Genomic DNA, 24,382 nt, shown 5'->3' on the forward strand with positions numbered 1-24,382 from the left:
GCTTTTTCTCGATGCAAAGGTACATTAAAAAGCGAACAAAACAAAATAATTCCCATTTTTTTTTGTATTATTCTCGATTTGCAGTACCTTTGCATCCGCAAAATGTAATAAAAATGAAAGATATTTGTTGTATTGGGCACGTAACAAAGGATAAAATCGTGACCCCGAGCAGTACAGTTTACATGGCTGGCGGCACCTCTTTTTATTTTGCCTACGCCATCAACCAATTGCCAAAGGATGTAAGTTTCTCGCTCATTACGGCGATGGATCCTACCGAGAAGGAACCGGTTGAAAAGATGCTCAAGGCTGGAATAGACGTCACCTTGAACCCATCGCGCAATACGGTTTTCTTCGAGAATATCTATGGCGATAATCCTAACGACCGTAAGCAGCGTGTGCTTGCCAAGGCAGATCCTTTCACCATCCAGCAGCTGGAGCATGTAGAGGCCAAGGTCTTCCACCTGGGCAGTCTGCTGAGCGATGATTTCTCGCCAGAAGTGGTTGCCTTTCTTGCCAAGAAGGGAAAAGTTTCCATCGATGTGCAGGGATATCTGCGCGAGGTGAGAGACGAGAAAGTTTACGCCATCGACTGGAAGGACAAGCTCGATGTGCTCAAGAACACCTATTATCTGAAGGTGAACGAGACCGAGATGGAGACCATTACCGGGCTGAAGGACCCGAAGGAAGCCGCCAAGCTGATTCATGCCTGGGGCGTAGCCGAAGTGATCATCACCCTGGGTAGTGAGGGTTCGCTGGTTTATGTAGATGATACGTTCTACGACATTCCAGCCTATCCTCCTCATGAAGTAGTAGATGCTACCGGATGCGGCGATACCTATTCGGCAGGCTATCTCTACAAGCGCCTGCAGGGAGCCAATCCGGTAGAAGCCGGCAAGTTTGCGGCAGCCATGTGTACCATCAAACTGGAGCACAACGGACCATTCAACCGCACCATCCAGGACGTAGGACGCGTTATGAAATAAATTTTAGATAATTTATCCTATTATCTTCTTATTTTTGCCTAAATTGGTGTAACTTTGCATTCAATTATGGAACAGATTTCACCAATTCAGGCATTATTGCAGCAACGCACCCTGCTCCAGCTGGAGTATTATACCGAGAAAGAAGCCTTCCGCAAGCTTACCGAACAGATGGGAATGCAGCGGAAGGTGAAACGAGGTGATGCCTGGTTCCCGCTACAGGTGGGAAAGAGCTTTTATAATTCGCTGAACCAGACAGCCATAGAGGTTTTCCGAACCTCTGACCAGGATATCGAGCACAATTTTGAGTTCGGTCGCCCCGTCATGTTCTTTATGGTCAAGAAGATGGGCAAGAATGAGAACCAGGGCAACACAGCCCTTCAGCAGCCAGAAAACGCTTCAGACGCTAATCATAAAGTTCAAAATTCAAATCTCAAAGGTCAAAGTATTAAATATTTTTCCTTTACGGGAACCGTAAGCTATGTGGATGGCGACAGAATGGTGATTACCGTTCCCGATTCTGCCCCATTGCTCGACTTGCAGCAATCTACGGAGCCAATCGGCGTGCAGCTATCCTTTGACGAAACCAGCTACAAACTGATGTTCGAGGCCTTGGACCGCGTGATGAAGGCGAAGAACAACCGTCTGGCTTATCTCCGCGATTTATTCTATTCTCATCAAAAGGCAGGAAGATTCTCCTTCGAACCGATGAAGTTCCCATGGCTCAACCCTACCCAAGAAAGAGCTGTGAACGAGGTGCTTTGGGCGAAGGACGTGGCGATTGTTCACGGACCTCCGGGAACCGGAAAGACTACAACCCTGGTGGAAGCCATCAACGAAACCCTGATGCGAGAGACTCAGGTGCTGGTGTGTGCACAGAGCAACATGGCGGTAGACTGGATATCAGAAAAACTGGTAGACAGAGGCATCAACGTGCTCCGTATCGGAAACCCGACCCGCGTGAACGACAAGATGCTGGGCTTCACCTACGAGCGCCGCTTTGAGAGCCATGCTGATTACCCTCAGCTTTGGGCAATCCGCAAGGCAATCAGGGAATTAAGAAAGAACAGAAAGAAGGGTAGCGAAAACTATCATCAGAAGATGGACAGGCTGAAGAGCCGTGCTGCCGAAATAGAACTCCGCATCAACGCAGAACTCTTTGGCGAGGCGCGTGTCATCGCCTGTACCCTGGTAGGCTCAGCCCATCATCTGCTGGAAGGCATGAAGTTCGGTACCCTCTTTATCGACGAGGCTGCGCAGGCTTTGGAAGCTGCCTGCTGGATTCCGATGAGAAGAGCCAGCCGGGTGATTCTGGCAGGCGACCATTGTCAGCTGCCGCCTACCGTAAAGAGTATTGCGGCATTAAGAGCCGGACTGGGCAAGACCCTGATGGAGCGCATCGCCGAAAACAAGCCGGAGGTGGTAACCCTGCTGAAAATCCAATACCGCATGAACGACGAAATCATGCGATTCTCCAGCGACTGGTTCTACGGGGGCAAGGTGGAGAGTGCGCCTCAGATCAAATACCGGAGCGTATTGGATTATGACCATCCGATAACGTGGATTGATACTTCGAACGAGGAGAATCAGATAACGATAGAAGGAGAAGATGCTCCTGAGGATTCTGTTTCCACATCATCTTCTGTATCTGCAGCCAATCAGAATTCTGATTTGAACTTCAAGGAACAGTTTGTGGGTGAGAGTTTCGGGCGTATCAACAAGGCAGAAGCCGAGCTTACCCTGCTGACTCTGGCGGAATACTTCACCAAGATAGGCAAACAGCGCGTTTTGGAGGAAAGAATCGATGTAGGCATCATTTCGCCTTACCGTGCCCAGGTACAATATCTCAAGAAGCTCATCAAGAAGTATGAGTTCTTCAAGCCTTACCGCCGCCTGATAAGCGTGAATACGGTAGATGGTTTCCAGGGGCAGGAAAGAGACGTGATCCTCATCTCCCTGGTACGTTCCAACGACGAGGGACAGATCGGATTCCTGAAAGACCTCCGCCGCATGAACGTGGCGATGACGAGAGCCCGAATGAAGCTCATCATCCTGGGCAACAAGGACACGATGACGAAACATCCTTTCTACAAGAAACTGTGGGAGTATGTGGAAGCTATCAACAACAACGAATAAAATAAAGACTATTTTATGCTACAACGAGACTACATACAGCGACTGATTCGCGAGTTTATGGCGGCACTCGAAAGAATGCTCGAAAAGAAAGAGGTGGAGGAGAGACGTGAGAAGATCAGGGAACTCTACAATCAATACGTAGGTCCTTACGCCTTCTACAGCGTAGCCACCATAGAAGACGTGATGAAGGCGATGGCAGGAATAGAGGACGAGGAGAAGCGACTCTCCAAGATGGACATGCTTGCCGAACTCTACTATCACGAGGCAGATACCGTGGGGCAGCCTACAAGAGATGAACTCCTGAACAAGGCTTTCATGCTCTTCGATTATGTGGAAGCCCACGGAGATACCTTCTCCATCGAGCGCCGCAACAAAATGGCACAAATCAAACAGAAAATAGGAGATGCGCTCAAATAAAGAGTGCATCCTCCTTTTTTATATTTCTAGGATAACAAAAACTAATCATAAAGTTCAATGGTCAAAACTCAAAGTTCAAATTTCGATGCTGAGTGGCGTGATGGAAATGATAGCGAGATGCGGTGTGAGTCTCTGGCTGGTGCCTGCCCTGGCATGGACGGGAGTCTGCTTCGGCGACCCAGTAGCGTGGATCATGGCAGATCTCTTCCTCATTCCCGCCTTCCTGTGGCTTTATAAGCATCTGAAGAAGGAATCAGAATTCCAGCAGCCATTTCCATAGAGGGATTATCTCTATGCGGCAACCATCCTTCTCTACAATATCCTCCTCGTCCTTTGTCACAACAATCATCCGCTTGACATTCTGGACAGAAGAAAGCTTGATCAGCCCATCTGTCTCCCGCCGGAAAGTATCGGGATCTGCCATAGAGTAGGAAACCTGTATGGCCAATTCTTCTTCCGGAATCACAAAATCTACCTCGGCATTCCTGCTGTTCCAGAAATAGCTGCCGTCACCATATTTCCGCCTGAGTGTGACGGCAACTATGTTTTCCAGCAACGAAGTGTCTGCATCTACAAGAAAAAGATGAAGCAAACCATTGTCCGTAAAATAATACTTGCGGTTGGATTCCTTGTCCTGCAACTTTCCGAACAAATTCTCATACGGCAAAATGAGCCAGGTGTCAGCCATGTAGCCGACATAATCTATCGTGGCATCCGTACTGAGTTTTTTTCCGGTACTACTCACGATACTGGCTATTCTGCTGTAAGATAATGGCTGCTTCACGCTTTCTGCCATCTTGCGAATCATTACCCGCAGGGCATAGTCATTACGAATCTTATATCGAGCCACCAAATCACCGAAGAAGATTTTGCTGAAGAGATTGCTCATCCACGACCTCGGCTCCTTCATCCCCACAGTCTCAGGCAAACCTCCATGCTGGAAATAGATATTAGAGAGTCTTACAATATCCTTAGCGTAAGCATAGAGGGCATTCTTTGCCTTTACATCAATACCGCTTGCCTTCAGATATTCGGCAAAGGAATAGGGATACACCTCATGTATCATGTACCTGCCACCGAGTGTTGTCGCTATCTCGCTGCTCAACATCTTGGCATTACTACCCGTGATGTAAACCTGATATTTCTGATCTGCTAACCTGCGGGCAAACTTTTCCCATCTATCTACCAGCTGAACCTCGTCGAGGAAGAAGATAGGTCGACAGTCATACATTTCTTCATAACAGGTTTTTATCAGGTCAAGGTCGGTCACATCCAAGGAGTCAATACGGTCATCCTCGAAGTTGAAGTACAGGATTTCCTCCTGCTTATGCCCCTGTTCCAGCAGCTGTGCTATGCGCTGATACATCAGATACGATTTTCCTGCGTGTCTCAATCCTACAAACACGTAATTCAGTCTATCCATGAGCTCTACGTCACGATGAACCAGTTCTACCTGAGTAACATAAGCCTGATACTCAATTATCAGTAATTTAATCAAATCCTTCGTCATAATTCCCTTTCTTTTTACTGAATCCGGTGCAAAGATACACATTTTATCGTTTATAGACGACAAAAACAACAACTTTTTATCGTTTATAGACGATAAAAACGCATCAATTCTATCGTTTATAGACGACAAGCATCATTTTTAGGGCAATTTTGCGCTGGGACAATTACCCTTCTAAGAGAAGAAAATAATATTTCCAGGTAGGAAAATAAAAATCTCTAACTGGGAAAATATTTAGGATGAAAATAACTCAAAACAGACAGCTGAGACTCACTTTCCGGTTTTTCCGGCTCTAAATCGGGCAATAGTCTCAGTTATCCCGTTTTTACTTGCATTTTTTAGGAGAATATGATTTTGTATTTCAGCAAGGTCTAAATCTACTTTAAAGCAAAAAACAAAGCAATTTTGAGGGTTTGGGAGACCTAAAAAGAATGCTTTTGTAAAATCTTTCGAATAATCTATAGGGCTGAGACCGAAAATAAAAAACTGCAAAACCATCATAAGTCGTTGCTTTCTAAGGAATTAGGTTATCGCCTCTTTTCCTTTTACTTGTTTCCATAGTCTCAGTCTCAGAGTCTCAGTTGTTTTTCAAGCACCCCCTCTTCTTCTTATATACTTATATATTAATATATAATTAATTAATAATCAATAAGTTATAAAGATAAAGAAAGAGAGATCGGAAGAATGGTACCCCCTTTATTTATAACTGAGACTCTGAGACTGAGACTCCTTTCAATTAATTGGAACGCCACTTCATTACATTAACCTTCTGATAATAAGCCTTTTAGAAGAAAACAACTTAGAGAATCTTCCAGATTCCAGTTCTTCCAATTAATTTTTCAGCATATCCCTCCTACCCTCCTTTTTATATATATTTATATATATTATATATATAATTAATTAATAATCAATAAGTTATACAACACAAAGAAGTAAAGAAGAAGGACAAACAGAAGTTGCATACCCTCTTAAAATTAATTGGAAGAACTGGAATCTGGAAGATTTAGCAGGGTAACTGGAACGCTATCATTTCATTAACTATCTGATAATAAGCCTTCTAGGAAAAGAGGAAGCGTTCCAGTTCCAGTTGTTCCAATTATTTTTTCAGCATATCCCTTCTACCCCTATTTTTATATATATTTATATATATAATATATATAATTAATTAATAATCAATAAGTTATATAATACAAAGAAGTAAAAAAGGAGAACAAACTGAAGATGCATACCCACTCAAAATTAATTGGAACAACTGGAACAACTGGAACGCAGCCAACAGGAGCAAGCTAATTGGAACGCAGCCCCCAAGGAAATCCCCTTTTCTCTAGAAGGCAAGCCCAATCCATTTGCTTTTCACCTTAGGAACAGAAAATCATAGGAAAAACATTAAATTTCCTTAAACAAGCCACCTTCTAGGATTATTTCAAAGTATAGTTAGAAATATTTTCGTATCTTTGCAACCGAAAGTCCCTTGAAAAAGTGGCAGAACAGAGCAAAAAGTCCCTTGAAAAACGTGCATGAATTCAAGAAAAGTCCCTTGAAACACGTGCACAGCATAAACGGCAATACATCATAAATCATTAGAAAACAGATGTTTAAACGAAAAATCGAGAAATATCTCAAAGAATGGAAAAGTGATGAGCACAAAATGCCTCTCATCATCAAAGGATGTCGCCAATGCGGAAAGACATTCTCTGTACTCGATTTTGCCCATAAGAATTATGAGCATGTTGTGTATATTGACTTTTTCCAGCACCCAGAATACAAGTCGGTATTTGATGGTGGCCTGGACATCGATCTTCTCTGCATGACACTTTCTACCTTAATACCTGATGCCTATTTCGTATCGGGCAAGACCTGCATCATCTTTGACGAGATACAGGAATGCCCACGTGCTCGCACAGCCTTGAAATTCTTCAAGACTGATGGCAGATACGATGTCATCGGTACAGGTCCCCTGCTAGGAGTCAGCGGTTACCATACCAATGCTTCGTCAGAGGCTCCAATTCCTGTTGGTTACGAGACTATCATAGACATGTATCCAATGGATTTTGAGGAATGGCTCTGGGCAAATGGCATTAAGAAAATGACCATCGACTACCTGCATCGCTGCCTGGAAGAAAAGACTCCAGTACAAGAAGCCATCCACGAAAGAATGCGCCAACTGCTGCTACAATATTGCATTGTTGGCGGAATGCCAAGAGCCGTGAGCGTATTTATGGAAACTCATAATATGCAAAACGTGCTACGGATGCAGCAAGCCATCATCGAAGAATACAAAGTAGATATGCTGAAATATGCTCCACAAGCAGACAAGTCGAGAATCAGAGAATGCTTCGAGTCAATTCCGCGTCAACTGAGTAAGGAAAACAAGAAATTCGCATACGCCACAGTACGATCCTACGGAAGAGGACGTGACTATCAGGGCAGTTTGCAATGGATAGAAGATGCTGGCATTATCCGCCGTTGCTACAACCTGTCAGCGCCCGAACTTCCACTTGATGGCAACTCCATTCCCAACCAGTTTAAAGTTTACATGGCAGATACAGGGCTTTTCATCAGTATGCTCGAACCAGGAACGGCAGCTGACATTCTACAAGGCAATCTCTATGGATACAAGGGAGCCATTTTTGAAAATCTGGTAGCCGACATTTTTGGCAAGATGAATCGCAAACTCTATTATTTCCGCAAGGACTCGGGTTTGGAAATCGACTTTGTTACAAGATACGAAGGCAAATGCACGCTGGTAGAAGTAAAGGCGAGCAACGGAAACATTAAAAGTGCCAAGACCATCCTTTCGAACCCCGAAAAGTATCACGTATCTCAAGCCATCAAACTGGGAGATGTAAATGTGGGAACAGCCCCACAAACACTCATTTTTCCCCTCTACATGGCTTTTCTGCTGAAAAACAAATAATCTTCATTAAAATATCGGAATTCCAAGAATAATCCCGACAGAAATGATTATTTTTGCAAACAAAAACAGAATACTGTAGATACATGCAGAGGATAACGCATAAGAGAATCAGAATTTCCTGGCTGCTGCTATTGGTTTACCTGCCGATGCTGCTTGCCGTTACGTTTCACCATCATGGTGAAGCGCAGGGAACTCATGCTGATTTCTATTGTGCCGATTGTGCCCATCATGTTCATCACGACGGGCATCTGATAGCCCTGCAGCATACCATGCACGACTGTGTGCTTTGCCAATTGCAAAGCACTCCTTATCTGGCTCCATCCCTCGTGGTTTGGGTTGCCATCGCCGTGCTCCATCTCTCCCCTCGCCGTGCCTTCTGCTCTCCTTGCTTGTGCAAGACGAAGGGGATAAAATCTACCCGTGCTCCACCTTATTCTCTGTTTTTATAAATAATTGAATATTAACAGAATAAGGTAACAAATAACATAATGAGAACAATATTGAAAGCAATATTGCTGATGAGTCTGTGCTCATCGGCAACAGCCCCTGCTATGGCTATAAACAGAGCAAATCATGATAAGAAGGAAGCAAACATTCATGAAGAAGAGGCAAACGATTCTACCAGACACCAGCCGCTGACGGAATCGGGCGTGAAACTGAACGAAGTGGTAGTAACAGGCTTGACGGGCAGCCAGAAACTGAAGCAATCGCCGGCACCAATCTCCTTTGTTTCTGCCCGCCAGCTCGAAATGCAACCTTCTACCAACATCATCGACGCCATCGCCCACCAGCCAGGCGTTTCGCAGATTACCACGGGAAGCGGAATTTCAAAGCCCGTGATCCGTGGCCTGGGCTATAACCGCGTGGTAGTGGTAAACGATGGAATCAGACAGGAAGGACAGCAATGGGGCGATGAACACGGAATAGAAATCGACCCCGCTTCGGTTCATTCCGTAGAGATTCTGAAAGGTCCGGCAAGTCTCATGTATGGATCGGATGCGATGGCAGGCGTCCTCATCTTCCACTCCGCTCCTACACTTGCCAAGGGCGACATGAGAGCAAATTTCTCTACAGGTTATCAAACCAACAACGGACTTTTTGATTATTCGCTCAACTTTGCCGGCAACCAGGGCGGATTTGTATGGAACACCCGCTACAGCGGAAAGATGGCGCATGCCTACAAGAACAAATACGATGGTTATGTATTCGGTTCATCACTCAGAGAGCAGGCATTCTCGCAGCTTCTTGGCTGGAACTACCGCCAGGGGCATTCGCATCTCACACTCGATTATTATCATCTCACTCCGGGCATCGTAGAGGGAGAAAGAGATGAGAAAACGGGCGAACTGGAAATTCCGGAAGGCTACGATGCCAAGAGTTACGGCAAGCCGATGCCTTATCAGCAGATTCATCATTACAAGGCTGTACTTGATAATTCCTGGTTCCTGGGCGACGGCAATCTGAAGTTTCTCCTGGGTTATCAGCAGAACCGCCGTCAGGAGTTTGAGGAGGAAGAGAATCCGAAGGAATGCGGACTCGATTTCATGCTCCATACCATGAATTACGACCTGCATTATCTCTCGCCGGAAATGAATGGATGGAAGTTCTCTACGGGCATCAACGGCATGTGGCAGCAGTCGGTTAATAAAGGTTCTGAATTTCTGATTCCAGCCTATCATCTCTTCGATTATGGCGTATTTGCCACGGTGAGCAAGGAGATAGGCAAACTGAACCTGAGCGGCGGCATCAGATACGATCATCGCCATCTGCACAGCGAGGCTTTGAGAGAAGAGGATGATGCAGAATCGCATGGTTCCGGTTTGAATGATTCCTTCCGCTTCCAGGCCTTTAAGCGCAGCTTTGAAGGAGTAACCGGAAGCATAGGATTGGCTTATGAAATCCTGCCCGATTTCAATCTGAAGCTGAACCTGGCAAGAGGATTCCGTGCTCCAAACATCAGCGAATTATCATCGAATGGTGTGCACGAGGGAACCCAGCGATACGAATTGGGAAATACCGGTTTGAAGCCAGAGAACAGCTGGCAATTCGACCTTGGTCTGGATTATTCTTCGCCTATCATTTCGGCAGAGCTCTCGCTGTTTGCCAATCGCATCAACCATTACATCTATAGCGAGAAGTTGGCAGATGAGAACAATCAGCCTGTCCTCATAGACGACACGCCAGCCTATCAGTTTACTTCGGGCGACGCCCGCATTCTGGGTGGTGAGGCGAGCATCGACATCCACCCTGTGGAGCATCTGCATATCGGCAACACCTTCTCGTATGTCAACTCGGTTCAGTTGCATCAGCCATCCGAATCAAAGTATCTGCCATTCACCCCAGCCCCTCGCTGGGTTTCGGATGTAAGGTATGAGTTTGTTTGCGACGGCAAGACTTTCGACCATCTCTTCGTAAAGCTACAGATGGATTGCAATCTCCGCCAGAACCATTATTTCGCAGCCAACGATACGGAGACCGCTACGCCATCGTACACCTTATTAAATATGTATGCCGGTACCGACGTGAAGCTCCATGGCAAACGCCTTCTCTCGCTCTATCTTTCGGGCGAGAACCTTGCCAACCGTGCTTACCAGAACCACCTGAGCCGTTTGAAGTATCTTGACGTAAACCAGGTTACAGGCAGAAGAGGCGTTTACAATATGGGCCGCAACTTCAGCATAAAGATAGTGGTTCCGATAGAGCTGTAACTCCCCTTTTGGAATAAGTAATTCCCCTTTTAGGATAAGCAATTCCTCATCAGGAATCAGAATTTTGAATAAACAAGTGCCGATAAAGATGCCAAAAGCTGCCGGAAAAGCAACTTTTGGCGCCATTATCGGCATTTTTTCGTCTAATTATTAGACAATCATTACCCATTTCCGATGATATTTCGTAACTTTGCACCATGATTAAGAAACAAGGAACGATATTGATTGTTGATGACAACCGCAACATTCTTACTACAGTAAGGATGCTGCTGGAACCCATATTCGATGGCATCATCACCATCGCCAACCCTAACTCCATCCCAGCCAAGCTGAGAGAGGAGCATCCCGACGTGGTGCTGCTCGACATGAACTTCTCCAGCGGAATCAATTCGGGAAACGAGGGACTGTACTGGCTCAGGGAAATCAAGAGCCTCAGCCCGAAAACCGAAGTGGTGCTCTTTACCGCCTATGCCGACATCCAACTTGCCGTAACTGGCATCAAGGAAGGTGCCGCCGACTTCATCGTGAAGCCTTTTGAAAACGAGAAGATGACACGTACGCTGGTAGAGGCTAGGGATAAGAACAAGGCTGTGGATAACGTTATCAACAGAAATGGTGGAAAACCTGGTGGAAAAGATGCGCAAAGCGCTATGTATTGGGGAGATAGCGAAGTTATGAACAATTTGAGAAGTATTGTGGAAAAAGTTGCCGCAACCGATGCAAATATCCTCATTACGGGCGAAAACGGAACAGGTAAAGAGGTGTTAGCCAACGAGATACATCGTTTATCCACAAGATGTGGAAAAAAGATGCTGCCTGTGGATATGGGAGCCATTACGGAAACCCTTTTCGAGAGCGAACTCTTCGGTCATGTGAAGGGTGCTTTTACTGATGCCAAGGTGGATAAACCGGGCAAGTTTGAGCTTGCCGACGGCAGTACCATCTTCCTGGATGAGATAGGAAACTTATCCTACGGTCTTCAGGCAAAACTCCTTACCGCCCTGCAACGCAGAAGCATCGTAAGAGTGGGCGGAAGTACGCAGATTCCCATCAACGTACGGCTGGTTTGCGCCACCAACCGCAACCTGCAGCAGATGGTAAACGTTGGCGAATTCAGAGAGGATCTGCTCTATCGCATCAACACCATCCATCTGGAATTGCCTGCCCTGAGACAGAGAAAATCAGACATCGTTCCGCTGGCAGAAAGATTCCTCCGTCAATATGGCGATTTATATAATAAGTTGAATCTCCGTCTTTCGGAAGAGGCTGAGAAAAAACTTACCAGTTTGCCTTGGTACGGAAACATCCGTGAACTCCAGCACGCCATCGAGAAAGCCGTGATTCTGTCTGATGGCGGAATGATTTCTGCCGAAGATATTGACGGCGGAAACCAGCAGAAAAGAGAGAAGCCCCTGGAAGAGGTTCAGACGCTCGACGAGATGGAGAGCCGAATGATAGAGAAAACCATCAGGGAATGTGAGGGAAACCTGTCGGTGGTAGCCGCAAGGTTAGGTATTTTCCGCCAGACGCTTTATAATAAGATTAAGCGATACGGGTTATGAATTTAGACACGGATTACACGGATTTTTAGTTATCAGATGAATAGTCAGTTAGCAATCATCGTTTTATTGGTGATTTTGGTAGTTTTAGTAGCAGTCAACATCTGGCTCTACCGCCACTATCGCCGTAACATCAAGAAGGTAACCTTCCTTTTTGATGCGATAGATAATGGGGATTTCTCCTTCAACTTTCCTACGGAGAAGAGGTTTAAGGAAGATAAGATTCTGCATCAATCCCTCAACCGCATCAAGCTCTTCCTGCAGCATACGAGAGAGGAGCAGATGGATCGGGAGAAATATTACGAGCAGATTCTGAATGCGGTGGATACGGGCATCCTGGTGGTAGATGGTCACGACAACATCCTGCAACATAATCAGGCAGCCCTCCGGTTGCTCGATACGGATGTGCTTACCCATATGAACCAGGTAAAAGAGAAACTGAAGGATGAACACTTGGCAAAGCATGAGACGCAAGCCATGCTGAAAGACAAGCACGTGCGTATCATCGCCCTGAGCGACGTGAGCCACGAGCTGAGCAATCAGGAGGTGGATTCTTGGATCAAACTGATTCGTGTGCTGACCCATGAAATCATGAATACCATCACGCCGGTTACTTCATTGAGCGAAACTCTGCTGAAAGAATTGGGCAGCAAGGAGTTGCTGATTGCAGATAACGAATCTGATGATTTACATTCTCCAGGCAAATTGATAAAGGTTTCAGAGAAGCCACAATCTGCTGAGCAAGCGAAGCTGAAGCAAGGCTTGAAAACCATCCACAAAACAGGAACCGAGCTGTTGGCTTTCGTCAACAACTATCGCCGCTTCACCCATGTTCCCCAGCCTCAGCCTGCTCTCTTCTATGTGGAGCCATTCCTGGAAAGAATGGCGTTACTTTGCAACCACGAAGTAGAGATAGAAGTTTCTCCCAAGGATTTGCTGGTTTACGCCGACGAGAGCCTCCTCTCTCACGTGGTAACGAATCTTCTGAAGAATGCCGTAGAAGCTTTCAAGGAAAAGGGAAAGTTATCTGCAGAAAGAAACAAGCAAGATGGAAATAAGCAGGGTAGGAACAAGCAGGAATGCCGCTCCGCGGATTTGCAATCCGCGGCAAGCAAGAAGGCATTTATCCGTCTCAAAGCCTACGCCAACGTCCAGGAATCCATCATCATCGACGTGAGCAACAACGCCGGTCTCATCCCCGAAGATGTAGCCTCCCACATTTTCATCCCGTTCTTCACCACGAAGCCGGAAGGAAGCGGAATCGGTCTCTCCCTCTCCCGCCAGATCATGCGAGTAAGCGGCGGCAGTCTCTCGCTCCATCAGGACAAGGCACAGGGAATCACCACCTTCCGCATCATCATCCCATAAAAAAGTATAATTTTGGGGAAGAAAGTTTGGCACTTTCGCTTTTTTACCATATCTTTGCCATTATAAAAGATTAAGCTTATGTCAACCGACGATAAGATCATATTAAAGATAAAAGATATAGCTAAATCTGCTATTCCTTCAGGAAGCAAGGCTATATTGTATGGATCAAGAGCGAGAGGTGATGCTCGCAACGATTCAGACTGGGACATTCTTATCCTTTTAGACAAAGACAAACTGGAACAAACAGACTATGACAAAGTAAGTTACCCGTTTGTCTTGTTAGGTTGCGACCTCGGCACAGAAATCAATCCAATTCTTTACACAAAGAAAGAATGGGAATCGTATAACTTCACCCCTTTTTACGAGAATGTAAATCGAGACGGCATTAGTTTAATATAAAAGTTATGGATCAAGTAAACAAAGACACATTAATCAGTCTGCAAGTAGAAAAAGCCAAGCGATTTTTAACTCAAGCAGATGAAATGGTTGAACTAAAGCATTGGGATTTAGCAGCCAATCGCTATTATTATGCCTGCTTCCATGCCGTACAAGCTCTATTCATAGCAAAAGGTGTTAATGCCCACACTCATGCTGGCATTAACACCCAATTCAGCTTACACTTCGTAAAGACTGGTATCGTAGATATCTCTTATGGCAGTTTCCTCGCCCGTATGTTCCAATTAAGGCAAAAAGCCGATTACAACTGCGCCTACGAAATTTCCGAAAATGACATCCTGGAAATTATTGGCTTATCACACGATTTTATAAAAACCATATTAAACTTAGTCAAATAATTACTGATTGCCCTCCGTTTCCACAATCTGTCCATCAAACAGGCGGATGGTGCGATGGGCTATCTTGGCATCATGCTCATTATGCGTTACCATGACGATGGTGGTGCCCTCGTGGTTCAGCTCGGTAAGCAGATGCATCACCTCGGCTCCATTCTTGGAATCGAGGTTACCCGTAGGCTCATCGGCAAGGATGAGCTTGGGACCGAAGACCACGGCACGGGCGATGGCTACTCGCTGCTGCTGACCACCCGAAAGCTGGTGAGGGAAGTGCTTGGCACGATGGCTGATGGCCATTCGCTTCATAATTGCCTGCACCTTTGCCTTGCGCTCCGCCTTCGGAATGTTGAGGTAAGTAAGAGGAAGCTCGATGTTCTCCTCTACATTCAATTCATCTATCAGGTTGAAGCTCTGGAACACAAATCCGATTTCTCCCTTTCTCACATCCGTGCGCTCTTTTTCCTTCAGGTTTGCCACCTCGTAATTACCCAGGAAATATTTTCCCGAAGTTGGGTTATCCAATAATCCAAGGATATTGAGTAAAGTGGATTTACCGCAACCGGATGGTCCCATAATGGCGACAAATTCGCCGTCTTCTACTGTGAAAGATACGTTATTTAAAGCAATCGTCTCCACATCTTCTGTGCGGAATGACTTGCAAAGATTCTCTACTTTTATCATTTTGTTCAATGTTAAGTGTTAAATGTTGAATGTTAAATTAGGGTATACGCCCTTAAATCTGTGTCATCTGTGAAAATCTGTGGGAGACTTATTCATCCTTGAGATATTTCACAGGATTACTGTTCGCCACCTTGTAGCAGTTGATGATGACGGAAAGCCCGATGATGACGAGCAAGATGATGGTAACGCCAATAAACAGCAAAGGCGTCATCGTAATCTTCTCGCTGAACGACATCAGCCATTGTCTGGCTATCAGCCAAGCCCCCAAGTCGCCCACGATGATGCAAGGCAAGGCAATCTTCATAATGTCCTTCAGGAAAATGCGAAGAATATCCTGCACCTTCGCTCCGTTCACCTTTCTTATCGCAATCTCCTTGCGGCGGCGGTTCACCTCATCACTCGTATAGCCCACCAATCCGAAGAGGGCGATAATCATCGTTACGATGCCGGCTACCAGGATTCCGTTGCGGAAATTAAGCTGGGAAGCATACTGGTTAGCCAATTCAGAAGCATAACTCTTCACGATGACCTTATTGTTCGGATACATCGCCTGTACCTTCGATTGCAACTCCGACAACGATTCTTCCCTTAGTTCTTTAAACTTAACCAACATATAATAAGCTGTCTTGGCAGCATAGAAATACAGTACAGGAAACTCCTTCATATCATCGCCATCGGCCGACATGTCACCCCAGCGGATATTCCTGCACACGCCACAAACCGTCAGCTTGAGCGGATTTACACCGTCATCATGTCCCGAACAAGTAATTAGCTTGCCTACTACGCCATCTTTCCAATGCCACGTTTTGATGAGTTTCTCAGCACCTCGTTCGTCAATAATCACCTGACGGCAACTGTCATTGCGCTCTGTAAAGAACGTACCCTGTACTATAGGGATGTTCATCATCTTGAAGAAATTGTCATCCACACCTTCCATATCGATGATGTTGAAGGTATTAGTATCGTCACCAGGCTTTTGCACCATATTTCCGCTTCTGCCGTATCCATTGAGCGGAATATGATAAGTGGAACAGCACTCCTTGACATTCGGCATTCGCTTGATTTCGGCAAGACACTGGTTGCGCTGGTCGCGATTGATGCCATCTACCGAGACGATGGCAACATTATCGTAATCATAGCCGGGATTGGTGCTCAGCATCAGCTGATACTGATTATTGATGATGTAGAGCAAGCTGAACAGCAAACCTGATATAACGAACTGGATGCCCAACAAGGCAAGCTTCCATCGGTTGCGGTTCTCATTATAACCACGGAAAGCAATGGCTACTGGAATCTTATTGTAAAGCCAACCAGGCACAAAACCGCCAATTAGCAATACCAAAAGACAAATAACCACCAATATCCAACTGCCACGATTAACCCACATTGCAGTCACCCGTCATGTAACTCCCTGATTTCCAATATCCAGATTTTTTGAGGTATGATTTGGGTGTAGCATGGATTTTCTTTTCCCGAGCGGTTTGGGGTTAATGTAGAGCAAATCATAGATGGCGGAGAGTTTACTCTCTGCCTCTGTGCTCTGTCTTATACTAATGACCTGCCCATCTACGGTTTCAACTTTTGCAGTAACCACAACCTGTGTGCTGGCAATGCGCATGATTTCATCCCATCTCACATTCTCATGCTTCTTCAATTTCAGGCGATACTTGGTGACGCTGACCACCCAATATGCCAGTATGGCAAGGTTGAGATGAGCCTTGATTCCATTGTCGCTCTTATGATAGACAGGACGGATATCCAAGTCTGTCTTCAACACATGGAAAGTCTCCTCTACGGTTCTGATTACATTATAAAATTTCCAGATGTTCAATTCCTGGCTTTCATCAAGGCTCGTCAGCAAGACATATTTTCCATGGAACTTTCTTCTCTGAGCAGCCTTGTCCTCTCTGCATTCCCAGGTCATGGAAGTAGCAACCTCGTTCTTTCCTGTACCCTCATAGGTAAAGGTAACGTTGTATGACAGGCGAATGGCTCCATATTGCTTGTCCAATTTGCCCAATCGCTTGTTCACGGCGTCACGTTTCTTGGTTCCGCCCTTGGTAAGAATACCCTTTTTGATTGCTTCCAATCCCTCCTCATAGCGTTTGCATGCCTGCTCATACATGGAGCGTTCCTTGGCCCCCTTTGCGTCACTATCCACCATGAGAGCCTTGACGGATTCTCCATCCATGTCAACCTTACCCATCTGCAAGCGTATCTGCTGTCCCTTTTTGTCGGTATGATTGATGATTTCTGAACTTGTAGACTCGAACTTGCTATCGCCGGAAGGGAGTACGGTAATGTAGTCGAATCCATTGGCTTTTAACCAATTGACATTCGGCTTGGAGTAGAAGCCTGCATCCATCACTACGACACGTTTGGCTTCCTGAGTGGTGGTCTTGGCCAAAGTGCCAACGACTTCCTCAACGGTAGTAGAATCATGACGGTTTCCCTCGTATATCATTGTGCGGACGAGTAATCCCTCTGTGTTTACTACAGCAGCAAGGACAACAATCCTGCAGTCGTCCCTTTTCTCTTTGGAACGACCATACTGACAGAGTTCACTGTTCTCCATTTTCCCCTCAAAGTAGGAGTTTGTGATGTCAAACAGAAGGATTTTCTCCTCGATGCCGAACATGCTGCATACCCTGTCATGGAGCCAGTCCTCAAGACCATGGTGCTCGTCCCACAGACGCTTGGCACTTTCGTACAAGGCATCTTTGGTTATTTTCTCCTTAGGAATGCCGAACATCTCTGCAAGTGCAGTGTTCTCACGAAGATAGCGGACGGTCTTCAATTCTGAATATGGATAGATGGCACGTGCGATAATCTGCATGAGGGCAAAGTTTATATGGTCACGCTTCCATCCCCTGGAGGTCAGATATTTACGAATATCAAGCATACGCATGGTAGAGTTGCAGAGGTTCTCGCAACCGATGATGCGAGCTTCATGCTGGGTGAGCGTTTCAAGCTTAACGGCAACTGCTTTCTTGCGCTCCTCTTCTTCGCGAACCTTGCGCTCGGCGATGAGACGGGGATCGTTTTCCTGGGCATACTTGCTGCTGCGGTACTTCACGTATTGAGACATGGCTTCCTCGTAGAGCTTTTTGTTATCACACATCACGCTTTGTCCATCCTCAATCATAGTGGTAAGCATGGCTGCCAGTCGGTTACGTTCATCCTTGTCAAAGCCGGGAAGTTCTCCAAGGCAAAGAACACTACGATGCTTAGTCTTGCCATCTTTGTCGATGTAAGACTTCGTGAGACGATAGTAATCATATGCGATTGCTGTACCATCTCCCTGATCGCGATATTTCTTTGCCTTGGATATATACATTTCGGGGGCAAAGGTACACACAATTTTTTAACTGGCAAAACGGGCGGGTGTAGCATTTTGGGGATTTTCCCGAACATTCGCCGCAAATTAGGATTCTTTATGCAAAATCAGCTAGGTAATTGGCTGAAAACTGCCAAAATCTAGGATTTCGTTAGGAATCTTTAAGTTTTTCATCAAAGACTGCTGCAATGTGGGTTAAGCACCAACGTGCTTACCGGAGCAGAAAGGAAGTTTTCGATGGTTCCCTTGCAAAGAAACACAAGAACAGCCGCAAGAACAACCGCCAGCCCCACATGCACCAAAGCCTCGGAGAAAATGATGGCATGAATGTTCTTCGATTCGGCACCATAGCACTTGCGGACAGCCATTTCGCGCGAACGGCTTACCAAATTGCCCACGATGATAAGCAGATAGTTCATCACCGAAGTAAAAAGGAGGACAAAAGCCACAATAGACATAATCCATCCCATCTTCTTGATATAAGGATTTTGGGTGTAAACATCGCTCAATACCGTGAAATCATAGTTCAGTTCTATTCCCATATTCTTCATCTCCTTCAAAGGGAAATGATCCTCTCTCATCTTATTCACGTAAGGCTTGAGTTCTTTTGCATCATGTCCCTTTGCCAATCGGATGTAGGACCCATAGGAATCATTTCCCACCCATTGGCCTCTGCCATCGTAGGAATATACGTATGGCACACTACACATCGACAGAATCATCTGCGTACCATGAAAGGAAGAGCCCCAAGGAAACGCTTCGAAAACACCATAGATGGTAAAAGTGGTTCCCGGATAATTAGAAAGCGTGAAATGCTTGCCTACAACATTACCGCCAATCTTTGCTGCCGTTTCTGAATCGATGAGACAGGATAAGGGTTGGGATAAAATCTGTTTAGCCTTGCCTATCAATATCTTCTGTGGAAAGACATCAAAGAAACAACTGTCTGCCATCCTGATATTGGCAGAAACGATGTTCTGGTCTTCCATCTTGCATTGGGCACCATCATAAAAATAGAGAGTACTGGTAGCAGCTTCCACCATAGGCGCATATTGCTTTACACCTTGGGCGGTGGCTCCAGAAGTATTAGTAAACTCCATGGTTTCGCCATGGTTAGTACCCACTTCCGAAATCTGATACGTCCTTTCCCATCCTGGGAAATACGTATCGTAAGTCTGCTCGAAATAAATCTCGGCAATAATTACCGAACTGATTGCCAATCCGAGCGCCAGACACAACATCTTCACGAAATTGTGCTGACCTCTTCGAGGCAGATTCTTGAATGCGTTAATAATATGATTCATATCAAATATCCTGTTTCAAGGGCGTTAGCCCAATTTATCACTAATCACTACTAATTAATCATTACTAACTAATCACTACTAATTAAAAACTAAGACATCATTATCCTTATAGGCTTCATAGCCGCTAACGATAACCTGCTCACCCGGCTCCAAACCTTCAATCACCTCATAATACTGAGGATTCTGGCGACCGATGGTGATCTTTCGGCGATAAGCCTTCTTGCCACTCTTGTCTAATACAAAAATCCATTGACCACCCGTTACACTATAGAACGTGCCTTTAGGGATAATTATTGCCTGCTTAGACTGACCGAGCTGCAAATCTACATAATAAGTCTGACCGGTTCGGATGTTGCCTGGGCGAACGCCTTTGAAGACGAAGTCGATGCGGAATCTGCCGTCTCTTACCTCGGGATAAACCTTGCGAACCTGCAGGAGATAATGCTTACCGTTCTGGTCGAAAGTGGCAGTAAGTCCCGGTTTTACCCGGTCAATGTAATGCTCATCCACCTGCGCCTGCACCTTGAAATCGCTGAGGTCGTTGATGACTCCAATCTTCTGTCCAGCCTGGATGCTCTGTCCCAGCTCCACATCTAGCAAGCCGATTTCACCCGAAATGGTGCTGCGGATGTTCAGCTTCTCCTTGCGCTGGCGAACCAGTTGCACATTCTTCTGCATGGCTTCCAGATTATCGCCCATCTGATCCATCTGCGAACGGCGGAGCTGTGCATCCTTCTTCAATCGCTTGCTGATGAGCGCATGCTTCTTGACGGCAAGGTCGTAATCTTCCTTAGCCTTCAGATACTCCTCGCGCGAATTGAGTTCTTCCTTGTGCAACGCCTCCTGATGCTGATAGGAACGGCGCTTGGTAATGACATCCTGCGAAAGCGACAGTTCCTCGTTGCTATTGTTCAGACGGTCCTGCTCCATCGAAATCTGGGTGTTGCGAAGCATGTCCTGCTTTTCGGCAAGTTCGCTTTCGGCATTCAGAATCTCCAGGTCGAGATTCGAATTGCTCAGTTTCACGATCACATCACCCTTGTTCACGTGGGCACCTTCATCCACCACTTTCTCCAGAACAATACCGCCTTCCTCGGAACTGATCTGCACCACGGAGATAGGAACCACCTGTCCATCCACCGAAACATAATCGTTGAACTGCGCCTTCTCCACGGTTCCGATGCTCAATCCCTTCCTGTCCACCTTCAGAGTGGAAGAGAAATTGCTCAATCCCAACCAAATGAGGACTGCGATCAAAACCGCTCCTCCGCCAATCCATGCCCAGTACTTGCGAGGCACGAGATATTTTTTCTTTTCTATTTTTATATCCATAATTTAAGTGAAGAGTGAAGAGTGAAGAACGAAAAGTGAAGAATTCACTTGCATTCTCCAGGTTTATTTAATTAAATTTTCTCCCTGATAATAACCTACTAACCTCTGTTTGATGATGAGCAACATCTGCATCTGGAGTTCCTTGATTCTGCTTTCCAGAAGCGTCTGGGCTGCGGTATGAAGATCGAAGGTGGAAAGCATTCCTTCTTCAAACTTCCGGCTCGACATGTGATAGGCGAGCGAATCTGAGGCCACCTTCTTCTGCATCTGATGCAACTCCTTGGCGTAACCCTCTGCATCCATTACCGCCTGGGCTATCTGGTCGTGAAGCTTGCGACGGGTTTCCTCCAGGTTCACCTGTGCCAGTTGCCAGTCGTTGCGTGCCTTCTTCACGCTGTGCCAGCGGTCGCTATTATAAATAGGGATGGAAAGGGTCAACGCGAGGTATTCGCCCTGATTGTTGCGAAACTGCGAGGCAAACCCATCGTATTGCCCTTTCTGAGAGAGATTCTTATAATAGTTGGTAGAAATGCCGCCACCGAGAGAGAGTGATGGCAGCAATCTGCCTTTTGCTATCTTGTAATCATACCGTGCCCGCTCCACTTCGTATTCTGCCGACTTCAAATCGGGAGAAATATGCTGGAAGCCCTGGTAAACGGTTTCGTAGTTTACTCCAGATTCAGGAACCTCTTTATTTTCTGCCTTTAGCTTCAGATTCCGCTCTTCAGTTATCTGGATTTTCAGCTCTTCATCCACCGGAAAATTCATCGCGGATTTCAAGGCGAGCAGACTCTGTTTTGCCACATTCTCCTGATGCGTAAGATTGTATTCATCTTCCGCCACCTGCGATTCCATCTGCACCACATCCGGGCGTCCCTTCTCGCCCAGCTCATACAGGCGCTTCATCTTAGCCAGCATCCGCTTGCTTTCGTTCAGTTTCTCGCTTGCTATCTGAATGCTTGCCTCCGCATAGGCAGCATCCACATATTTCTGCATCACGTCGATGGCTCGGTCGTCCTGAATCTTCTGCATCGCCGTGGCTGAATAATCACGGCTCAGCTTAGCCTGCTTCAAGGCGTTGATGGTGGCGAAACCATCGAAGACATTCAGTTCGGCATAAAGCTGATAGTAGTTGTTGAATGTCGTTACATGATTATAAGTATTGGTTTCTGGGTCGATGTTTCGTCCCCAGGCGTACTGTCCCTGTACGCCACCCGTAACGGTAGGCAGGAATCCAGCCACAGCATGCTGGTAATCCTGCTTGCGCTGGCGGGCATTCACCACCTCCCGCTTCACCTCCGTGGCGTGCTCCACGGCGTATTTCATACAGTCGTCAAGGCTCCAGCTCTGTGCCGAGACTCCAGCCGCCCAGACCAACCATCCTATCAATATTCCTATTCTTTTCATAATTTTCTTCATTTTGGTATGATAAGGACAAGAGCCGTGCCAAAACAGCATTTCTCCTGATAATCAAGCCATTATATAAAATTCCTCATTAAACAAACTGTCCAACAATTAGACACCACCGTCTAATTGTTGGACAGAAAACCGCAGATTAAAGCTAAATACTCTTCACTCTTCACCTTTCGGCCGGGAACCCCTGTGTTTATCGGCATTCCGAGGGGTGAAGAGTTCTTTTCATCTCTTCACCCACTCTTCACCACTCTTCACCACTCTGTTTTGGAGGATTTGCAAACCGCTAAGAGAATTGGCGCAAGATACGCCTGAAGGGTGAAGAGTGGTGAAGAGTAGGTGAAGAGTGCCCGAATACTCTTCACCCCTCGGAATGCCGATAAACACAGGGGATTCGGGGCTTTTGGTGAAGGGTGAAGAGTATTTGGCAGGAAGCCTATACGAAAACAAAATAAAGGAGTTTTCGATAACTGTTCCAGTAAAACAGCCGACTAGCCACTCATGCGCTAGTCGGCTGTTTGCGTTTTGCCAGTTAGCTATTTATATTTTGCCAGTTGGCTATTTTCGGTTCTCGCATCAGCTGTTCCCGACATTTTCTAATAATGCTCCATATAACCCTTGGTAAACATATCGTAGGACAGGGCTTCCAGTTCTGAGAGCGTCATCTGCTCTACCGAATGCTCAATCTTACGTATCAGTTCGTCTCGCTTGAAATCGTCGTCATCGCTCAGACGCGATGTAAATCTGTTACTCATTTTCTTGAATGTTAAGTGTTGAATGTTAAATGTTGAATTGGGCATACGCCACTAAATCTGTGTCATCTGTGAATTGAAAATCGCTGGCCGAAGGGAAAAGCAAATCTATGAGAAGATTACATCCGCTCGTAGGTATTGATAACATTTCCATCATACGCCTCGTGGCTGATTAACCGGACGTTATGAGGAAGCATAGGCGCTGGCGTTCCAGAAGTTACGGAGTTTTCCACAGATGTGGATAACAACGTTTCTGCCCTGATTTCATCCCAAAGTCCAGCATCGAGGAATGCCTGATGGGTGATGGCGCCTCCCTCTACTATCAGCGACTGCACCTTATTATTATATAAGTACTGCATGATTTGCTGCAACACTTCCGTCTTGCCCCGTGAGAAATCCAGACCTTCGAAACAAGGATGATGGCGGTCGATGACCAGGCGCATCGGGTCCTTGCCGCTCCAATCTCTAACGTTGAGCTGACTGTGGTCGCGCTCATCGGTTACGCGGCCTATGAGGATGGCATCGTTCTCAGCACGCAACTTGTGGGAGAGCATCTTGGTGAAAGGCGAGGAAATAGCCATACCCCTACCCCCGTTGTCAAGAAAGCCATTCGCGGTCTGCGCCCATTTCAGGATGATGTAAGGACGCTGATGGGTGTTGAAGGTGATGAAGCGCTTGTTGAGTTCGAGACATTCCGCCTCCAGAACGCCTACTGTTACTTCGATGCCTGCCTCGCGAATCTTGCGGATACCGCGGCCCTGAACCTTGGCAAAGGGATCTACGCAGCCGCAAACGCATCGCTTTACTCCTTTTCTTACTATCAAATCGGCGCAAGGCGGCGTCTTGCCGTAATGAGAGCAGGGTTCGAGACTCACATAGATGGTAGCTTGGCTTAATAGATGCTCATCCTCGGGCTTAACAGATGCAAAGGCGTTGACTTCAGCATGCCCTTCTCCGCATCTTACATGATAGCCTTCGCCGATGATTCTGCCATCCCCACTCACGATAACGGCTCCCACCATCGGATTGGGTTTGGCATTCTCTCTTCCGTTTTTCGCCAGCTGCAGACAGCGGCGCATAAACATTTCGTCTATTTCCTTTTGCGACAACGGTTCGCCCGTCTTCACATTCTGAAAAGAAACATTATTTTGTTCCATATCTAAAACTTTTCTTCGTTTTT

General features: G+C 46.2%; 20 protein-coding genes and 1 pseudogene. 11 read left to right on the top strand and 10 right to left on the bottom strand.

The genetic code is table 11. From position 1 onward, the window contains the following. Window positions 1-113 precede the first annotated feature (113 nt). From NQ544_RS10900 to NQ544_RS10915, 4 genes and pseudogenes are all read left to right on the top strand, one after another. On the top strand, window positions 114-983 hold the full coding sequence (locus NQ544_RS10900) for a PfkB family carbohydrate kinase (protein WP_040553293.1): 870 nt from the start codon (window positions 114-116) through the stop codon (window positions 981-983). Window positions 984-1,049: 66 nt separating this feature from the next. Next, window positions 1,050-3,116 carry an AAA domain-containing protein gene (locus NQ544_RS10905; RefSeq protein ID WP_006848041.1) on the top strand — a complete coding sequence of 689 codons (2,067 nt, stop codon included), beginning with the start codon at window positions 1,050-1,052 and terminating at the stop codon, window positions 3,114-3,116. Window positions 3,117-3,131: 15 nt separating this feature from the next. Further along, a complete protein-coding gene (locus NQ544_RS10910; RefSeq protein ID WP_006848042.1) occupies window positions 3,132-3,533 on the top strand; it encodes a hypothetical protein in 402 nt (133 codons plus the stop codon). Between the two features lie 79 nt (window positions 3,534-3,612). After that, window positions 3,613-3,813 (top strand): annotated as a pseudogene (locus NQ544_RS10915) (MATE family efflux transporter); the annotation flags it as partial. Here the strand turns inward: NQ544_RS10915 and NQ544_RS10920 are convergent. Continuing rightward, the gene (locus tag NQ544_RS10920) at window positions 3,787-5,043 is read right to left on the bottom strand and encodes an ATP-binding protein (RefSeq protein WP_040553296.1); all 1,257 of its coding nucleotides are present in this window, start codon (window positions 5,041-5,043) and stop codon (window positions 3,787-3,789) included. The pseudogene NQ544_RS10915 and the gene NQ544_RS10920 overlap by 27 nt on opposite strands. 267 nt (window positions 5,044-5,310) lie before the next feature. After that, a complete protein-coding gene (locus NQ544_RS10925) occupies window positions 5,311-5,541 on the bottom strand; it encodes a hypothetical protein (protein ID WP_006848045.1) in 231 nt (76 codons plus the stop codon). Between the two features lie 1,090 nt (window positions 5,542-6,631). On the opposite strand from NQ544_RS10925, the gene NQ544_RS10930 reads away from it, so the two are divergent. The 7 genes from NQ544_RS10930 (at window position 6,632) to NQ544_RS10960 (ending at window position 14,386) form a co-directional block, all read left to right on the top strand. Next, window positions 6,632-7,957 (top strand): ATP-binding protein, encoded by a 1,326-nt coding sequence (locus NQ544_RS10930; RefSeq protein ID WP_006848047.1) that lies wholly within the window; start codon window positions 6,632-6,634, stop codon window positions 7,955-7,957. 83 nt (window positions 7,958-8,040) lie between these two features. Beyond that, window positions 8,041-8,406 carry a hypothetical protein gene (locus NQ544_RS10935; RefSeq protein ID WP_153134131.1) on the top strand — a complete coding sequence of 122 codons (366 nt, stop codon included), beginning with the start codon at window positions 8,041-8,043 and terminating at the stop codon, window positions 8,404-8,406. Window positions 8,407-8,445: 39 nt separating this feature from the next. Further along, a complete protein-coding gene (locus NQ544_RS10940; RefSeq protein ID WP_006848049.1) occupies window positions 8,446-10,665 on the top strand; it encodes a TonB-dependent receptor in 2,220 nt (739 codons plus the stop codon). A gap of 197 nt (window positions 10,666-10,862) precedes the next feature. After that, window positions 10,863-12,227 (top strand): sigma-54-dependent transcriptional regulator, encoded by a 1,365-nt coding sequence (locus NQ544_RS10945; protein WP_006848050.1) that lies wholly within the window; start codon window positions 10,863-10,865, stop codon window positions 12,225-12,227. Window positions 12,228-12,263: 36 nt separating this feature from the next. Further along, window positions 12,264-13,592 carry a sensor histidine kinase gene (locus NQ544_RS10950; RefSeq protein WP_006848051.1) on the top strand — a complete coding sequence of 443 codons (1,329 nt, stop codon included), beginning with the start codon at window positions 12,264-12,266 and terminating at the stop codon, window positions 13,590-13,592. A 78-nt stretch (window positions 13,593-13,670) separates the two neighbouring features. Beyond that, the gene (locus tag NQ544_RS10955; RefSeq protein WP_006848052.1) at window positions 13,671-13,991 is read left to right on the top strand and encodes a nucleotidyltransferase domain-containing protein; all 321 of its coding nucleotides are present in this window, start codon (window positions 13,671-13,673) and stop codon (window positions 13,989-13,991) included. A 5-nt stretch (window positions 13,992-13,996) separates the two neighbouring features. Then, window positions 13,997-14,386 carry a HEPN domain-containing protein gene (locus NQ544_RS10960; protein ID WP_006848053.1) on the top strand — a complete coding sequence of 130 codons (390 nt, stop codon included), beginning with the start codon at window positions 13,997-13,999 and terminating at the stop codon, window positions 14,384-14,386. On the opposite strand, the gene NQ544_RS10965 is transcribed toward NQ544_RS10960, so the two are convergent. From NQ544_RS10965 to ribD, 8 genes are all read right to left on the bottom strand, one after another. Beyond that, window positions 14,387-15,064, bottom strand: coding sequence for an ABC transporter ATP-binding protein (locus NQ544_RS10965; protein WP_006848054.1), 678 nt, complete (start codon window positions 15,062-15,064; stop codon window positions 14,387-14,389). 88 nt (window positions 15,065-15,152) lie between these two features. Further along, the gene (locus tag NQ544_RS10970) at window positions 15,153-16,451 is read right to left on the bottom strand and encodes an ABC transporter permease (protein WP_006848055.1); all 1,299 of its coding nucleotides are present in this window, start codon (window positions 16,449-16,451) and stop codon (window positions 15,153-15,155) included. Window positions 16,452-16,463: 12 nt separating this feature from the next. Next, on the bottom strand, window positions 16,464-18,401 hold the full coding sequence (locus NQ544_RS10975; protein ID WP_006848056.1) for an IS1634 family transposase: 1,938 nt from the start codon (window positions 18,399-18,401) through the stop codon (window positions 16,464-16,466). A 173-nt stretch (window positions 18,402-18,574) separates the two neighbouring features. Next, window positions 18,575-19,705, bottom strand: coding sequence for an ABC transporter permease (locus NQ544_RS10980; protein ID WP_006848057.1), 1,131 nt, complete (start codon window positions 19,703-19,705; stop codon window positions 18,575-18,577). Between the two features lie 78 nt (window positions 19,706-19,783). Next, on the bottom strand, window positions 19,784-21,037 hold the full coding sequence (locus tag NQ544_RS10985; protein ID WP_006848058.1) for an efflux RND transporter periplasmic adaptor subunit: 1,254 nt from the start codon (window positions 21,035-21,037) through the stop codon (window positions 19,784-19,786). Window positions 21,038-21,100: 63 nt separating this feature from the next. Continuing rightward, on the bottom strand, window positions 21,101-22,444 hold the full coding sequence (locus NQ544_RS10990) for a TolC family protein (protein WP_040553348.1): 1,344 nt from the start codon (window positions 22,442-22,444) through the stop codon (window positions 21,101-21,103). A 602-nt stretch (window positions 22,445-23,046) separates the two neighbouring features. Beyond that, entirely contained in the window at window positions 23,047-23,205 is a 159-nt protein-coding gene (locus tag NQ544_RS10995) for a hypothetical protein (protein WP_167529932.1), read from the bottom strand. Between the two features lie 116 nt (window positions 23,206-23,321). After that, window positions 23,322-24,359, bottom strand: coding sequence for a bifunctional diaminohydroxyphosphoribosylaminopyrimidine deaminase/5-amino-6-(5-phosphoribosylamino)uracil reductase RibD (ribD, locus tag NQ544_RS11000; RefSeq protein WP_006848061.1), 1,038 nt, complete (start codon window positions 24,357-24,359; stop codon window positions 23,322-23,324). Window positions 24,360-24,382: the final 23 nt, after the last annotated feature.

The sequence above is a fragment of the Segatella copri DSM 18205 genome (genome assembly GCF_025151535.1).
GTDB classification, from domain to species: Bacteria; Bacteroidota; Bacteroidia; order Bacteroidales; family Bacteroidaceae; genus Prevotella; species Prevotella copri.

What these genes read in the sequence shown, in the direction of transcription:
- NQ544_RS10900 (WP_040553293.1), top strand. Translation starts at nt 114, where the DNA reads ATGAAAGATATTTGTTGTATTGGGCACGTAACAAAGGATAAAATCGTG.
- NQ544_RS10905 (WP_006848041.1), top strand. Translation starts at nt 1,050, where the DNA reads ATGGAACAGATTTCACCAATTCAGGCATTATTGCAGCAACGCACCCTG.
- NQ544_RS10910 (WP_006848042.1), top strand. Translation starts at nt 3,132, where the DNA reads ATGCTACAACGAGACTACATACAGCGACTGATTCGCGAGTTTATGGCG.
- NQ544_RS10920 (WP_040553296.1), bottom strand. Translation starts at nt 5,043, where the DNA reads ATGACGAAGGATTTGATTAAATTACTGATAATTGAGTATCAGGCTTAT.
- NQ544_RS10925 (WP_006848045.1), bottom strand. Translation starts at nt 5,541, where the DNA reads ATGATGGTTTTGCAGTTTTTTATTTTCGGTCTCAGCCCTATAGATTAT.
- NQ544_RS10930 (WP_006848047.1), top strand. Translation starts at nt 6,632, where the DNA reads ATGTTTAAACGAAAAATCGAGAAATATCTCAAAGAATGGAAAAGTGAT.
- NQ544_RS10935 (WP_153134131.1), top strand. Translation starts at nt 8,041, where the DNA reads ATGCAGAGGATAACGCATAAGAGAATCAGAATTTCCTGGCTGCTGCTA.
- NQ544_RS10940 (WP_006848049.1), top strand. Translation starts at nt 8,446, where the DNA reads ATGAGAACAATATTGAAAGCAATATTGCTGATGAGTCTGTGCTCATCG.
- NQ544_RS10945 (WP_006848050.1), top strand. Translation starts at nt 10,863, where the DNA reads ATGATTAAGAAACAAGGAACGATATTGATTGTTGATGACAACCGCAAC.
- NQ544_RS10950 (WP_006848051.1), top strand. Translation starts at nt 12,264, where the DNA reads ATGAATAGTCAGTTAGCAATCATCGTTTTATTGGTGATTTTGGTAGTT.
- NQ544_RS10955 (WP_006848052.1), top strand. Translation starts at nt 13,671, where the DNA reads ATGTCAACCGACGATAAGATCATATTAAAGATAAAAGATATAGCTAAA.
- NQ544_RS10960 (WP_006848053.1), top strand. Translation starts at nt 13,997, where the DNA reads ATGGATCAAGTAAACAAAGACACATTAATCAGTCTGCAAGTAGAAAAA.
- NQ544_RS10965 (WP_006848054.1), bottom strand. Translation starts at nt 15,064, where the DNA reads ATGATAAAAGTAGAGAATCTTTGCAAGTCATTCCGCACAGAAGATGTG.
- NQ544_RS10970 (WP_006848055.1), bottom strand. Translation starts at nt 16,451, where the DNA reads ATGTGGGTTAATCGTGGCAGTTGGATATTGGTGGTTATTTGTCTTTTG.
- NQ544_RS10975 (WP_006848056.1), bottom strand. Translation starts at nt 18,401, where the DNA reads ATGTATATATCCAAGGCAAAGAAATATCGCGATCAGGGAGATGGTACA.
- NQ544_RS10980 (WP_006848057.1), bottom strand. Translation starts at nt 19,705, where the DNA reads ATGAATCATATTATTAACGCATTCAAGAATCTGCCTCGAAGAGGTCAG.
- NQ544_RS10985 (WP_006848058.1), bottom strand. Translation starts at nt 21,037, where the DNA reads ATGGATATAAAAATAGAAAAGAAAAAATATCTCGTGCCTCGCAAGTAC.
- NQ544_RS10990 (WP_040553348.1), bottom strand. Translation starts at nt 22,444, where the DNA reads ATGAAAAGAATAGGAATATTGATAGGATGGTTGGTCTGGGCGGCTGGA.
- NQ544_RS10995 (WP_167529932.1), bottom strand. Translation starts at nt 23,205, where the DNA reads ATGAGTAACAGATTTACATCGCGTCTGAGCGATGACGACGATTTCAAG.
- ribD (WP_006848061.1), bottom strand. Translation starts at nt 24,359, where the DNA reads ATGGAACAAAATAATGTTTCTTTTCAGAATGTGAAGACGGGCGAACCG.